Source organism: Corynebacterium glaucum, assembly GCF_030408855.1.
GTDB lineage: Bacteria > Actinomycetota > Actinomycetes > Mycobacteriales > Mycobacteriaceae > Corynebacterium > Corynebacterium glaucum.
In genome coordinates this window covers 642150-655125 of sequence record NZ_CP047358.1, presented here as the reverse complement: position 1 = coordinate 655125, position 12976 = coordinate 642150, and the positions used below count along the sequence as shown (strand labels likewise).

Here is a 12976-nt window from a genome sequence, read left to right as displayed (position 1 = left end):
GTGCCTACTTTTCTTCGATGACCATAAGGACCTGACCGTGCTCAACTGCGTCCTCGTTCTCCACAAGGATCTCGGTGACGGTACCGGCAACCTTGGCCTCAATGTTGTTCATCAGCTTCATCACCTCGACGATGCAAAGCACCTGGCCAACCTCAACGGTGTCGCCAACCTTGACGAACGGGTCTGCACCCGGCTTCGGCGCAGCGTAGAAGGTGCCCACCATCGGGGACTTGACCTCGGTGCCGTTGCCGGAGGATGACGGAGCAGCTGGCTTCTCGTCGGCTGCAGCCGGTGCCGGAGCCTCAGCCTCTGCCGGTGCTGGCGCTTCCTCGGCCTTCGGCGCCGCCGGAGCCTCAGCCTGAGCTGGGGCGGGAGCAACCGGAGCCGCTGGCGCGGCGGCCGGAGCAGCAACGTTCAGACCACCCGGGGTGCGCGACATCGCCAGCTCGACGTCGCCGTACTTGATGTTGAGCTCCTGGATGTCACCAGACTGGTTGACCCACTCAAGGAGGGACTTGATCTCGTTGATGTTAGGGGTGTTGGACATTACTTGTCTTCTCCTTTGGTGAGGTTGATTTCGAGGTCTTCGGCTTTGAGACGGAACTGTCCGGTCTCGGCGATGTCCGCGATCTGCTTGACCAGCGCGGTGAGGGTGCCGCCAGCAATGCCCTCACCCTGGCCGGAGCGCCCCTCGGCGACGTAGCGCTTCATTTCGTCGACGTTGTTGCCCGAGATGGTTGCGCGCAGCAGGATCGTGTCGATGTCATCGTCTGGGTACTGCTCCTGCAGCGCCGGCAGTGCCGGCTGCAGCTCGGGGCGCTCTTCCTTGATCTCGGAGGAACCGTTGGCGATGATCTTCTCCAGCACGTCCGGGTCGATCGGTGCAAGCGGTTCACCGTAGTATCCGAGCGCGTACTTCTTAATCTCGTTAGGCACAACGGAGTAGCGCTCGCCGGAGATCACGTTCATGACAGCCTGGGTACCCACGAACTGGGCAAACGGGGTGATCATGATCGGGTATGCCAACTCTTCGCGCACGCGGGCAGTTTCGTAGAGCAGGTCCTCGAAGCGGTCCGAGAGGCCGGCGGTCGCGAGCTGGGACTCGAAGTTGGTGAGCATGCCGCCCGGCAGCTGGTGCATGTAGTGCACGCCATCGTAGGCGCGCGGCACGCCAACCGGTTTGCCTTCGTTGTCCGCAATCTCCTGGATGCGCTTGGAAGCGTTGTCCACGCGCTCGTCGTCGATGTTGACGGTGTAGCCCAACGCACGCAGATCGCGGGCAAGCGCCTGGGTGGCGGGCTGACCCTGGCCATTTGCCAACGGAGCGATAGAGGTGTGGATCGCATCCACACCCAGCTCCGCAGCAAACAGGTACGTCAGCGGAGAAAGGCCGGTCAGCGAGTGCGTGTGCACCTCAAGCGTCCTGTCTCCAATCACGGAACGGATCGCAGGAATGATGGTCTTCATGCGGTCCGGGGTGAGCAACCCTGGGGCGTCCTTGAGCATGATGCGGTCGCAGTCCGTGCGGTCCAGCAGCTCCTTGGCCTTGTCGATGTAGAGCTGGTCGGTGTGCACCGGTGAGAGGCAATAGGACAAGCAGCCATAGGTCTCAGCGCCGAGCTCCTTGGCCAAAACCAGGGTATCGGCAATGTTGTCGATGTCGTTGAGCCCATCAAAAGCACCGATGACGGCGAAGCCGTTCGCACGCAGGCGCTCGACCCAGGTGTGGATGACATCGTCCGGCAGGAAGTCGAACGACGCGAGGTTGCGCGAACGAACCATGGCGCGGAACTTCGTGTCCGGTGCCGCCTCGTGGACGAGACGCACGCGCTCCCACGGATCTTCTCGGATGTAGCGCACCGGGACATCGAACTCGATCGGCGCGACGAGGTCGACGTGTTCGAATCCGGCGTTGGTCACATCGTCGATAAGCGAAAGAATGTGCTCCGTGCGCATACGAGTCGCCCAGATGGACTGGTGCGCGTCACGAAACGTGGTGTCGACGATTTTAATTTCACGCTCGCTATCCGCCGGTCGACCACCGGCGGCCAGTACTTCAGCGAGGGTTTCTGTGCTCAGTTCCTCAGGGTTCAGAGCCATGTGTACCTCCTAGTTTGCGCAGTAGATGCTGCGCTCACTGTACGCATCCGGCACTGAAATTCGGCGGGGAAAATTGCGCCCATTTTTCCGTTTTCAACGTTTCACGCGGTAAACCCCACTCTGCCCCTCCCCCGAAATAGGGTGCGCTCTGCGTACCGCCGTTCGTATAGCGAACACTTTTCGGAGTGTCGGTCGATTGAAAATACCTTTTGAGCTGGCGCGATATCAAAAAAGTAGGCGCAGACACCCAACGCCACAAATGCGACCCAAGTCTCGATCCGCGTAAATGTGACGGCGGTTATAGTTTTCGCTCATACGTCCCAAGCTTCCGGAGGAGGAAACGTGACCACACGCCAACGCATGGGTTCTACCCACATTGAGGCAGAGCGCCCAGCCGACCGTAAGTCGCTCGGTGCCAGCCTGATCGGCCAGCTACTCGAATGGTTCGAGTGGAGCTCCTATGCCGTCTTCGCACCGTTTATCGCTGCGGCATTCTTCGATAAGTCGGATCCCACTTCGGCACTGTTGTCCACGTTCGGCGTGTTCGCCGTCGGCTTCCTTGTCCGCCCGCTCGGCGGCATCGTCTTCGGCCGCATCGCTGACCGAATCGGCCGCAAGAACGTCCTGATGACCACGATCATCATCATGGCGCTGACCGCCGTGCTGATCGGGATCATGCCGACTTATGAGCAGATTGGCATCTGGGCATCCGTCATCCTGCTCGTCGTCCGCGTGCTCCAAGGCTTCGCGCACGGCGGCGAGTCTGCGACGGCGAACAGCTACATCCCTGAAATCGCACCGGCCGCCCGTCGCGGCAAGTGGGGGTCTCTGGTCTACATGTCCATCTTCGGCGGTTCCGTGATCGCGTACACCCTCGGCGGCATCATTTCCCTCGCCCTGACCGATGAGCAGATCGCCGCCTGGGGCTGGCGCATCCCGTTCTGGCTCGGTGCGGTTGCCGCGCTCATCGCACTCTACTTGCGCCGCCACATGAAGGAGTCTGACCACTTCGAGGAGCTCGGGGACGGCGGCGCACCAACCTACGACAACCTTTCCGATACCCGTTCCCAGACCCCGCAGCGCCCGAACTGGGTCAACGTTCTACTGGTCATCGGCATGGTCTCCGGCGTGACCTCCGCGCACTACACCTGGACCTCCTACATCTCCACCTACGCCATCAGCCACGAGGGCATGTCCACCCAGGGTGCATACTGGGTCTCCGTGTTCGCCCAGACCTGCGGCCTGATCGCACTGCCACTGTGGGGCGCACTTTCCGACCGCATCGGCCGAAAGCCGGTCATGTACACGTTCGCCATCGCGATGGCGCTGTTGCAGATCCCGCTCATGAACTTCATCGACGCCCGCCCGTGGACGATGCTCGTCGCGGCCACCCTCTCAGTCGTCGTGGTTGCCGCCGGCGGTGCCCTTCTCGCACCGATCATGGCGGAGGTCTTCCCCACCTCTCAGCGCACCAGCAGTATCGGCTTCGCCTACTCCCTGTCAGTGGCAGTCTTCGGCGGCACCGCTCCGTACATCTTCCAGTGGTTCACCTCCAAGGACCTCACCCACATCTCCGGTATCTACGTCGTCGTGCTCTGCGTCCTGACGCTCGTGAGCATGCGGATCTTGCCTGAGACCAAAGGCATCGACCTCCGCGAGGTCTAAGGCCCCAGGTATCAAAGTCCCCAGCATGAAAAGAACTCCCCTCGGGGAGCTTTTGCTTTGCGACGATCCGTTGACCGCCCCGCCTAGACACAAGGCCTAGGGTTTAAACGCCGGAGCGAAACGGTGCTTCGGTGTGTTCCTCAACGGACTCCACGGTTTCACCTTCGGCGACCTCAACGAGCGTGAGGCCTTCTTTCTCATCCACCTCGAATACGGCGAGGTTGGTGATGATGAGGTCGACGCACTTCGCGCCCGTCAGCGGCAGGCGGCATTCCGGGAGCACCTTCGAGTCGCCATTCTTGGTGGTGTGCTCCATCAGCAGGATGACCTTCTTCGCGCCGTGGACGAGATCCATTGCGCCACCCATGCCCTTGACCATCTTGCCCGGGATCATCCAGTTCGCCAGGTCGCCGTGCTGGGAGACTTCCATTGCCCCGAGGACGGCAACATCGATAGCCCGGGAGCGGATCATGCCAAACGATGCAGACGAGCTGAAGAACGAGCCACCCGGGGCCACGGTAATCGTTTCTTTTCCGGCGTTGATCAGTTCAGGATCGACTGCGTCGTCTTTCGGGTACGGCCCGACGCCGAGAATGCCGTTCTCCGAGTGCAGAACAACTTCAATCCCCTCCGGGAGGAACCCCGGAATCAGGGTGGGCATGCCGATGCCCAGGTTGACGTACTGGCCGTTTTCCAGCTCCTTGGCCGCGCGAGCCGCCATTTGTTCCCTAGTCCAAGCCATTAGTTGCTCACCGTCCTAAATTCGATTCCGGTTTCTTGCGGACCGACCTCGACGACACGGTCGACGTAGATGCCCGGCAGGGTTACCTCTGCGGCAGGGATTTCGTCCACAACCTCTTCGGCCTGGACGATGGTGATCTTCCCGCACACAGCGGCATCCGGGTTGAAGTTCTGCGCAGTCTTGGAGAACACCAAGTTGCCGTAGCGGTCCGCTTTCTTTGCGTGCACGAACGAGAAATCTGGAGTCAGCGCTTCTTCCATGACGTACTGCTCTCCGCCGAATTCGCGCAACTCTTTCGGCCTCGAGTACTCGGCGATCGTTCCATCCGGGTTGTAGCGCGTCGGAATCTCGCCGCTTGCCAAAGGCGTGCCCACGCCCGCTTTGGTGTAGAACGCTGGAATGCCGGCGCCGCCGGCGCGCATGCGCTCTGCGAGGGTGCCCTGCGGAGTGAACTCAACGGTGAGTTCGCCCTCGAGGTACTGGCGCGCGTACTCCTTGTTGGTGCCCAGGTACGAGCCAATCGAGCGAGAAATGCGCTTATCCGCCAACAGCAGGCCCAGTCCGAAACCGTCGGTACCCAAGTTGTTGGAAATGATTGTGAGATCGCCGGCACCTTGATTGCGCAGGGCGTCGATAAGCCGAGCGGGAATGCCCACAAGCCCGAATCCGCCAACAGCGATGGAGGCGCCGTCGTGAATGTCGGCGACCGCCTCCTCAACTGAATCAACCACTTTGTTAATCATGTGGCCATGGTAACCGGTGTTCGGATGCTGCACAAGGGTTCACAAAGCGAACACCTTTCGACTAAGCTCACATTCGTGAGCGAAAGTAACGTGCAGCTCGTGCAAAGCCTTAGCCGAGGTCTGGCGGTGATCCGCGCCTTCGATGCGCAACACCCGCGGCAAACCCTTGCGCAGGTCGCAGAGGCGACGGGCCTGCCCCGTGCAACCACCCGCCGGTTTCTCCACACACTGATCGCAGAGGGCTACGCCCAATCGGATGGATCCGTTTTTTGGCTCACACCCCACACCCTCAACCTCGGTTTCTCATATCTCTCCAGCCTCGGTCTGCCGGATATCGCGCAACCGCACCTCGAGTCACTCTCGCACACGCTGAATGAGTCGTGCTCAGTGTCGGTACTCGACGGACCCGATGTCATCTACGTTGCTCGTGCAGCAGCAAACCGCATCATGAGCGTCAACATCACGATCGGCACCCGTTTCCCCGCCTACGCCACATCGATGGGCCGGGTACTCCTTGCGGGCCTTCCAGAGCGAGAACTCGATGCATACCTGGACGCCGTTCCATTGGAGCCAATCACCGATCAGACCATCACCAAACCTGCAGCACTACGAGAGGAGCTCACCCGTGTCGCTAAGCAGGGATACTGCATCGTTGATCAGGAGCTCGAGGCGGGGTTGCGTTCCGTGGCCTGTCCGATTCGCAACGCCGAGGACCAGACGATCGCCGCGATCAACGTCTCGACCCGAGCTGCTGCGTACGCAACCGATGAGGTGGTGCGCAAGCTGCTACCTCAACTCAACGACACCGCGCTCGCGATCACCCGAGACGTCACCACCACAAATCTTTAAGGAGAACCATGTCTGACATTGTTATTTGCAACCCAAAGCGCACCCCGGTCGGCCGCTACGGCGGCGCTTTCGTGGGCGTGCCAGTGCAAACCCTCGCAGCGACCGTAGTCAAAGCCGTGATCGAGGAAGCAGGAATCACTGGCTCGGATATCGACGACATCATTCTCGGCCAAGCCTCCCCGAACGGTTCGGCACCAGCTTTAGGTCGCATTGTTGCGCTCGACGCGGAAATCGGCATCGACGTACCCGGCATGCAGCTCGACCGCCGCTGCGGCTCCGGCCTTCAGGCGGTGGTTACTGCGGCGGCCCACATCGCTTCCGGTGCCGCCGAGCTGATCATCGCGGGTGGCGCAGAATCCATGTCGAACACGGAGTTCACCGTTGATGGCGGCATCCGTTGGGGTGTCAAGGGCGGCACCATGGAGCTCCAAGACCGTCTGCAGGAAGGCCGTGAAAAAGCCGGCGGCAAGCACCATCCGATCCCCGGCGGCATGATCGAGACTGCGGAGAATCTGCGCGAGGAGTACAAGATCTCGCGCGAGCGTCAGGACAAGATGGCGGAGATGTCCCACGCACGCGCCGCAGCTGCCCAGGAGAACGGCGATTTCGCCGATGAGATCGTGCCGGTGGAGGTTCCTCAGCGTAAGGGCGACCCAATCATCGTGGATAAAGACGAGCATGTTCGCCCGGGCACCACGGCAGAGTCGTTGGCCAAGCTCAAGCCAGTCATGGGCCGCCAGCTTGACGACGCCACGGTGACGGCCGGCAACGCTTCTGGCCAGAATGACGGCGCCGCAGCCATGATTGTGACTACCCGCGAGAAGGCTGAGGTGCTCGGTCTCACCCCGATGGCAACACTGCGCGGCTGGGCGGTTGCCGGTGTTGCGCCGGAGACCATGGGCATCGGCCCGGTCGCCGCGACGGACAAGCTGTTCAAGCGTTTGGACCTCAACTTCGACGACATCGACCTGATCGAGCTCAACGAGGCCTTCGCCGCACAAGCGCTGGCGGTTCTGGACGCGTGGTGTATTTCTGAAACCGACGAGCGCCTCAATCCAATGGGTTCCGGCATTTCGCTCGGCCACCCGGTCGGAGCGACCGGTGCCCGCATGCTGGTCACTGCCGCCCACCGCATGCAGCGCACCGGTGCAAAGCGCGCGCTGGTGACCATGTGCATCGGCGGCGGCCAGGGCCTTGCTGCGGTGATCGAACGTCCGTAGACCTCCCAGCCTCAGGCCCGCGCGGCCAGTGCTTAGGCCTCGTCCTGCTGCTCGGCCATGCGCCAGCGGATGCCGGCCTCCAGGAAGCCGTCGATGTCGCCGTCGAGCACTTTTTGGGGGTCGCCGACCTCGTACTCTGTGCGTAGGTCCTTTACCATCTGGTACGGGTGCAGCACGTAGGAGCGCATCTGGTTGCCCCAGCTCGCATTGCCGCCTGCGCCGAGCGCATCCATTTCGGCCTTTTCTTCTTGCCGCTTCTTCTCCAGCAGCCGCGACTGCAATACGTTGAGCGCAGACGCCTTGTTTTGGATCTGCGACTTCTCGTTCTGGCAGGTCACCACAATGCCGGTCGGAAGGTGCGTAATGCGCACCGCAGAGTCGGTGGTGTTCACGCTCTGTCCGCCAGGGCCAGAAGAGCGGTACACGTCAACGCGGATATCTGAATCCGGGATGTCAATGTGGTCGGTCTGCTCCACAACCGGCAGCACCTCCACCTCCGCAAACGAGGTCTGGCGGCGTCCCTGATTGTCAAACGGCGAGATGCGCACCAGGCGGTGCGCACCCTGCTCCACCGAAAGCTGGCCGTACATGTACTCGCCGTGCACGACGAACGTCGCGGACTTAATGCCCGCTTCCTCCGCGTAGGAGATGTCGTACACATCGACCTTGTGGTCGTTCTTTTCCGCCCAGCGGGTGTACATGCGCATGAGCATCTCGGCCCAGTCTGCGGCGTCCACGCCACCTGCACCGGAACGGATGCTCACCACGGCCTCGCGCTCGTCGTACTCGCCGGAGAGCATGGTCTGCACTTCCAACGACTCAATGGCGGAGCCGATATCCTCCAGTTCCTCGTCGGCCATTGAAGGCTCGCCCTCTTCTTCGGCCAACTCGTACATCACCGGCAGGTCAGTGAGCCGCTCACGCAGGCTGGTGACCTTCTTCAGGCGCCCTTGCACACCGGAAAGTTCGGAAGTGACCTGCTGCGCGTGGGCGGGGTCGTCCCACAAGCTGGGGTCACCAGCTTGTTGCTCCAGCTCGCGGACCTTTTCGGCCATTTGATCCAGATCCATCACCTGCTCGATGGTGGTCAAGGTGGCGTCGAGGTCCTTGATTCTCGCTTGGGTCTCCGATTGCATACGTAGGCATCTTAGTTGAGATGCCTGGCCACCCAATTCTCCGTACCTACGTGGGTCGTTACGCTACAGTGGTGGCACACCCCCACACGGGCGCCCGCGGCAGCGGGCTGAGATCGCGCTAACAGCCGCGCGAGCACCGTCCGAACCTGTCTGGTTAGCACCAGCGAAGGAAGCTAAGGAGCGGTCATGGCTGACCTCTACGCCCAAGAAATTCACCCGAAGCACAGCTACGCACCGATTCGCCAGGATGGTCTCGAGGTTCCCGAAACCGCCATCGCGCTCGACGATTCCCCCACCGGCCCGAACGAGCCGTTCCGCATCTACCGCACACGCGGCCCGTACGCCGAGCCGGAGGTCGGTTTGCCGGATCTGCGAGGACAGTGGATCGCAGGTCGCGCAGACGTTGAGGAGATCGAGGGCCGCAGGCGCAATTTGCTTGACGACGGCTCGCGGGCAGCCAAGCGCGGCGCAGCGAGTGAGGAGTGGCGTGGCACCACGCGCCCTGTGCTCCGTGCCAAGGATGGCAAGCGCGTCACCCAGATGCACTATGCCCGCCGCGGTGAGATCACTGAAGAAATGCGATTCGTGGCACTGCGCGAGCACTGCGAGCCGGAGAAGGTCCGCGAGGCAGTCGCATCCGGCCGCGCCATCATCCCGAACAACATCAACCACCCGGAGAGCGAGCCGATGATCATCGGCAACGCCTTTTTGACCAAGATCAACGCCAACATCGGCAACTCTGCGGTCACCAGCTCGATCCGCGAAGAGGTGGACAAGCTGCGCTGGGCAACCCGCTGGGGTGCGGACACCGTGATGGATCTGTCCACCGGTAACGACATTCACACCACCCGCGAGTGGATCCTGCGCAACTCGCCGGTGCCGATCGGCACCGTGCCCATCTACCAGGCACTGGAGAAGGTCAATGGCATCGCCGAAGACCTGACTTGGGAGATCTTCCGCGACACCGTCATCGAGCAGGCTGAGCAGGGCGTCGACTACATGACCGTGCATGCAGGCGTGCGCCTGCCGTACGTGCCGCTGACCTCCAAGCGCGTCACCGGCATCGTCTCCCGCGGCGGCTCGATCATGGCTGGCTGGTGCCTCGCGCACCACAAGGAGTCCTTCCTTTACGAGAACTTCGACGAGCTCTGCGAGATCTTCGCCGCCTACGACGTCGCCTTCTCACTTGGCGACGGCCTGCGCCCCGGCTCGGTCGCCGATGCCAACGACGCCGCCCAGTTCGCCGAACTGAAGACCATCGGCGAGCTGTGCAAGCGCGCTTGGGACTACGACGTGCAGGTGATGATCGAGGGTCCGGGCCACGTACCGCTGAACATGATCCAGATCAACAACGAGAAGGAAGAGGAATGGTGCGGCGGCGCACCGTTCTACACCCTTGGCCCGCTGGTCACCGACATTGCGCCGGGCTACGACCACATCACCTCCGCTATCGGCGCCGCCCACATCGCCATGGGTGGCACCGCGATGCTCTGCTACGTCACCCCGAAGGAGCACCTCGGCTTGCCGAACAAGGACGATGTGAAGACCGGTGTGATCACCTACAAGGTCGCTGCGCACGCCGCTGACGTGGCCAAGGGCCACCCGGGTGCACGCGAGTGGGACGACGCGATGAGCAAGGCGCGTTTCGAGTTCCGCTGGCACGACCAGTTCGCGCTCTCGCTCGATCCGGAGACAGCGCAGTCCTTCCACGACGAGACGCTGCCGGCCGAGCCTGCGAAGACCGCCCACTTCTGCTCCATGTGCGGCCCGAAGTTCTGCTCCATGCGCATTAGCCAGGACATTCGCGACGAGTTTGGCGACAAGATTGACGAGGCACTCAACGACGAGAACCGCGCGTTAATCGCTGACCTGGGCATCCCGACGTTCAACACCGACCGCGAGGAGACCATCGAGGGCGAGGTCTCCCCCGCTGTCGCCGTTGAAGGCGAACAGGAGATGGCTCGCGAGTTCCGCGAGCTCGGCTCCAACGTGTACCTGCCGGAGCGCTAACTCCCCTCGTTAAGCCGGCTGGCGTGGAAGCTGCGATACTGAGCCGCATGGCTAGTACCGCTGACTTCATCCACGCCCACCGAGATTCTTCCGACGCCGAGCTCGCCGCAGCCCTCGTTGAGCACGCAGGCCAGCTCGCCCTGCGGATGCGCGGCGAAGGCATCGCCGCCGATCAGAAGACGTCCGTGTCCGATGTGGTGACGGAAGCGGATCGCACCGCGGAGGCGTTCGTCGCCGAGGCGCTCGAGGCGCTGCGCGGGAGCGACGGGCTGCTCGGCGAAGAGGGCGCCTCGCGCCCCTCGTCGACCGGGCGTACTTGGGTCATCGACCCGGTTGACGGTACCTACAACTTCTCGCAGGGTTCGGACTATTTCTGCTCGGCGATCGCGCTGGCGGAGGGCGACCCTGCAGACGGCAACGCGCTCATTGGCGCAGTGCACCGCCCGGCGACTTCCACCACGTGGCTTGCCGCGGATGGTGTGGCAACTCGAGATGGGGTTGAGCTGGGGCGTTTGGCAGAGTCGTCGATAAGCAATCAAGCCCTGGTGACCTACCTGCACCCGACCTGCATGCGCAACCCGGAGATTGTGGCGGCTTGGATGCGGGCGAGCGTGGACGCGGCGACCGTGCGGATGTGGGGCGCGGGGTCGGTCGATCTAGCGAACATCGCCGCAGGACAAATGGGCGGCTGGCTGCAGCACTCGGTGGCGGACTGGGATTGGCTGCCGGGCAAGGCGCTGGTCGAAGCCGTTGGCGGGCGCGCGGTGAAAGTCGACGCGGGTGGGGTGACCTGGTGCGTTGCTGGAAACGCGAAGCTGGTCGAAGACGTGGTGGCTAGACTTGGCGACCATGACTAGCCCGAATTACTCAGACGACCTCGCGCTTGCGCTGGAGCTCACGGACCTGGCGGATTCCATCACCCTCGACCGGTTCGAAGCCGCCGATCTGAAGATCGAGTCGAAGCCGGATTTGACCCCCGTCTCCGACGCGGATTTGGCCGTCGAAGAAGCGCTGCGCGCACGCCTGACTGAGGCTCGTCCGGCGGACGCGGTGTTGGGCGAAGAGTTCGGCGGCGAAGCTGCGTTCGAGGGCCGCCAGTGGGTCATCGATCCCATCGACGGCACCAAGAACTTCGTGCGCGGGGTGCCGGTCTGGGCCACGCTCGTCGCATTGCTTATCGACGGCTCCCCCGTCGTCGGCGTCGTCAGCGCCCCGGCTCTCGCGAGGCGCTGGTACGCCTCCAGCGGCGCCGGGGCGTGGCGCACGTTCGGCGGCCAAGGGCTCAAGCGGCTGAGCGTTTCCGGGGTGGCCGAAGTCGAGGATGCGTCGTTGTCCATGTCCTCGCTGTCCGGGTGGACCGATCGCGGCCTGCGGGACAACTTCCTCGGGCTGGCTGAGCAGACCTGGCGGCTGCGCGGTTACGGCGACTTCTTCAGCTACTGCCTTGTCGCTGAGGGTGCGGTGGACATCGCAGCGGAGCCGGAGGTTTCCCTGTGGGATCTCGCGCCGCTCGTGCTGTTGGTTGAGGAAGCCGGCGGCAAGTTCACCTCATTGACCGGCGAGGACGGCCCGCACGGCGGCGATGCACTCGCGACGAACGGGTTGCTGCACGAGGCTGCGCTGGCGCAGATCGCGGCGCCGGGCGCTTAGCTGCGCGCGTAGCCTATGGCAGGCGGAACCCGCCCGGAATGTGCGGGAAGATCGCATCTGCGCGAGCGGAACCGGTTGGGGCATGAATCGGCCCCTGCAGCGGGCTGTGGCACGCGACCGCAAACGGCTGCGGGAACATACCGCCGTTGATCAGGCCGACAAGGCGGTCACCAACGTAGAGCGGCGCGCCTGAATCGCCCTGCATCGCGCAGACCTGGTTGATGTTCATCAAGTCCCAGTCGCGCCAGGTCACGCCACAGGTGACTCCGGAAGCGACTCCCTTCTTGCACACCTGCCCGCCCGGCTGGATCGGCGCGGAACCGAGGTGGTTGATGGTCAGCCCGTCGTAGGAGCGGGTGACCTCGGTGTTCGGGGCGAGGTGGATGAGGGCGTAGTCCAAACGCGAGTCCACGTGGACCACACGGCCGGTCTGCCCGAGGCCGCGCGCGTCGGCGGAGACGACGGGAGCACCGACTTCAGCACAGTGCCCAGCAGTGACGGCGACTTTGCGGCCCGCATTGTCGTATCCCGCGACGGCGACGGTGCAGATCACTTCGTTCTCCCCCGTACCCACGAAGACTGGGGTACCCGGGCCGTAGAGCGCGTTGCCCCGCGCTTGCGCATCCAACGCTTCCTGCGGGATTCGCGGCGCGTCATGTAAAGAACCAGGAACGCGGTGAAGAACGCTCTGAGCTAGCGGTTTACCGGCCAGCGTCTTAGAAACCGGATCGTTGCGCCACACGTAGTTCGGGTCCTGCTGCGCGTGCGCGATAGGCATCGCGGTAACGGCGAGCAAGGCAGTCGCGGCGGCGGCGACGAAACGGCGGATCATGCTGACCTCTTTCAGTTGTGGCTCTGCAC

At 63.0% G+C, this 12976-nt stretch carries 12 protein-coding genes; 6 read left to right on the top strand and 6 right to left on the bottom strand.

Annotation, left to right across the window (positions count from 1 at the left end):
- Positions 1-4: 4 nt before the first annotated feature.
- A complete protein-coding gene (gene accB / locus CGLAUT_RS03205; RefSeq protein ID WP_290186245.1) occupies positions 5-547 on the bottom strand; it encodes an acetyl-CoA carboxylase biotin carboxyl carrier protein in 543 nt (180 codons plus the stop codon).
- Positions 547-2100: a hydroxymethylglutaryl-CoA lyase-like TIM-barrel protein gene (locus CGLAUT_RS03200; protein WP_290186243.1), complete on the bottom strand. Its 1554-nt coding sequence runs from the start codon at positions 2098-2100 to the stop codon at positions 547-549. Before CGLAUT_RS03200 ends, accB begins: the two co-directional genes overlap by 1 nt.
- A 360-nt stretch (positions 2101-2460) precedes the next feature.
- Here CGLAUT_RS03200 and CGLAUT_RS03195 point away from each other — a divergent pair, with 360 nt between their 5' ends.
- Positions 2461-3765 (top strand): MFS transporter, encoded by a 1305-nt coding sequence (locus CGLAUT_RS03195; protein ID WP_290186989.1) that lies wholly within the window; start codon positions 2461-2463, stop codon positions 3763-3765.
- A 103-nt stretch (positions 3766-3868) separates the two neighbouring features.
- Here CGLAUT_RS03195 and CGLAUT_RS03190 read toward each other — a convergent pair whose 3' ends face one another.
- Together CGLAUT_RS03190 and CGLAUT_RS03185 are read right to left on the bottom strand one after the other, a co-directional pair.
- The gene (locus tag CGLAUT_RS03190) at positions 3869-4507 is read right to left on the bottom strand and encodes a 3-oxoacid CoA-transferase subunit B (protein WP_290186241.1); all 639 of its coding nucleotides are present in this window, start codon (positions 4505-4507) and stop codon (positions 3869-3871) included.
- Positions 4507-5250, bottom strand: a complete 744-nt coding sequence (locus CGLAUT_RS03185; RefSeq protein WP_290186239.1) for a CoA transferase subunit A — start codon at positions 5248-5250, stop codon at positions 4507-4509. The genes CGLAUT_RS03190 and CGLAUT_RS03185 overlap by 1 nt, the downstream gene beginning before the upstream one ends.
- A gap of 75 nt (positions 5251-5325) precedes the next feature.
- Here CGLAUT_RS03185 and CGLAUT_RS03180 point away from each other — a divergent pair, with 75 nt between their 5' ends.
- Positions 5326-6099: an IclR family transcriptional regulator domain-containing protein gene (locus CGLAUT_RS03180; protein ID WP_290186238.1), complete on the top strand. Its 774-nt coding sequence runs from the start codon at positions 5326-5328 to the stop codon at positions 6097-6099.
- 8 nt (positions 6100-6107) lie between these two features.
- Positions 6108-7319 carry an acetyl-CoA C-acetyltransferase gene (locus CGLAUT_RS03175; protein ID WP_290186236.1) on the top strand — a complete coding sequence of 404 codons (1212 nt, stop codon included), beginning with the start codon at positions 6108-6110 and terminating at the stop codon, positions 7317-7319.
- A 32-nt stretch (positions 7320-7351) separates the two neighbouring features.
- Here CGLAUT_RS03175 and prfB read toward each other — a convergent pair whose 3' ends face one another.
- Positions 7352-8455 carry a peptide chain release factor 2 gene (gene prfB / locus CGLAUT_RS03170; RefSeq protein ID WP_290186234.1) on the bottom strand — a complete coding sequence of 368 codons (1104 nt, stop codon included), beginning with the start codon at positions 8453-8455 and terminating at the stop codon, positions 7352-7354.
- Between the two features lie 186 nt (positions 8456-8641).
- Here prfB and thiC point away from each other — a divergent pair, with 186 nt between their 5' ends.
- The 3 genes from thiC to hisN are packed head-to-tail and all read left to right on the top strand — an operon-like array spanning position 8642 to position 12115.
- Positions 8642-10465, top strand: a complete 1824-nt coding sequence (gene thiC, locus CGLAUT_RS03165) for a phosphomethylpyrimidine synthase ThiC (RefSeq protein ID WP_095659436.1) — start codon at positions 8642-8644, stop codon at positions 10463-10465.
- A gap of 47 nt (positions 10466-10512) precedes the next feature.
- Entirely contained in the window at positions 10513-11322 is an 810-nt protein-coding gene (locus tag CGLAUT_RS03160; RefSeq protein ID WP_095659435.1) for an inositol monophosphatase family protein, read from the top strand.
- Entirely contained in the window at positions 11315-12115 is an 801-nt protein-coding gene (gene hisN, locus CGLAUT_RS03155) for a histidinol-phosphatase (RefSeq protein ID WP_095659434.1), read from the top strand. The genes CGLAUT_RS03160 and hisN overlap by 8 nt, the downstream gene beginning before the upstream one ends.
- A 13-nt stretch (positions 12116-12128) precedes the next feature.
- Here the strand turns inward: hisN and CGLAUT_RS03150 are convergent, their stop codons facing one another.
- Positions 12129-12947, bottom strand: coding sequence for a S1 family peptidase (locus CGLAUT_RS03150; protein WP_095659433.1), 819 nt, complete (start codon positions 12945-12947; stop codon positions 12129-12131).
- Positions 12948-12976 lie beyond the last annotated feature (29 nt).

Excerpts from the sequence above, each read along its gene's own strand:
- accB (WP_290186245.1), bottom strand. The coding sequence starts at position 547 with ATGTCCAACACCCCTAACATCAACGAGATCAAGTCCCTCCTTGAGTGG.
- CGLAUT_RS03200 (WP_290186243.1), bottom strand. The coding sequence starts at position 2,100 with ATGGCTCTGAACCCTGAGGAACTGAGCACAGAAACCCTCGCTGAAGTA.
- CGLAUT_RS03195 (WP_290186989.1), top strand. The coding sequence starts at position 2,461 with ATGGGTTCTACCCACATTGAGGCAGAGCGCCCAGCCGACCGTAAGTCG.
- CGLAUT_RS03190 (WP_290186241.1), bottom strand. The coding sequence starts at position 4,507 with ATGGCTTGGACTAGGGAACAAATGGCGGCTCGCGCGGCCAAGGAGCTG.
- CGLAUT_RS03185 (WP_290186239.1), bottom strand. The coding sequence starts at position 5,250 with ATGATTAACAAAGTGGTTGATTCAGTTGAGGAGGCGGTCGCCGACATT.
- CGLAUT_RS03175 (WP_290186236.1), top strand. The coding sequence starts at position 6,108 with ATGTCTGACATTGTTATTTGCAACCCAAAGCGCACCCCGGTCGGCCGC.
- prfB (WP_290186234.1), bottom strand. The coding sequence starts at position 8,455 with ATGCAATCGGAGACCCAAGCGAGAATCAAGGACCTCGACGCCACCTTG.
- thiC (WP_095659436.1), top strand. The coding sequence starts at position 8,642 with ATGGCTGACCTCTACGCCCAAGAAATTCACCCGAAGCACAGCTACGCA.
- CGLAUT_RS03160 (WP_095659435.1), top strand. The coding sequence starts at position 10,513 with ATGGCTAGTACCGCTGACTTCATCCACGCCCACCGAGATTCTTCCGAC.
- hisN (WP_095659434.1), top strand. The coding sequence starts at position 11,315 with ATGACTAGCCCGAATTACTCAGACGACCTCGCGCTTGCGCTGGAGCTC.
- CGLAUT_RS03150 (WP_095659433.1), bottom strand. The coding sequence starts at position 12,947 with ATGATCCGCCGTTTCGTCGCCGCCGCCGCGACTGCCTTGCTCGCCGTT.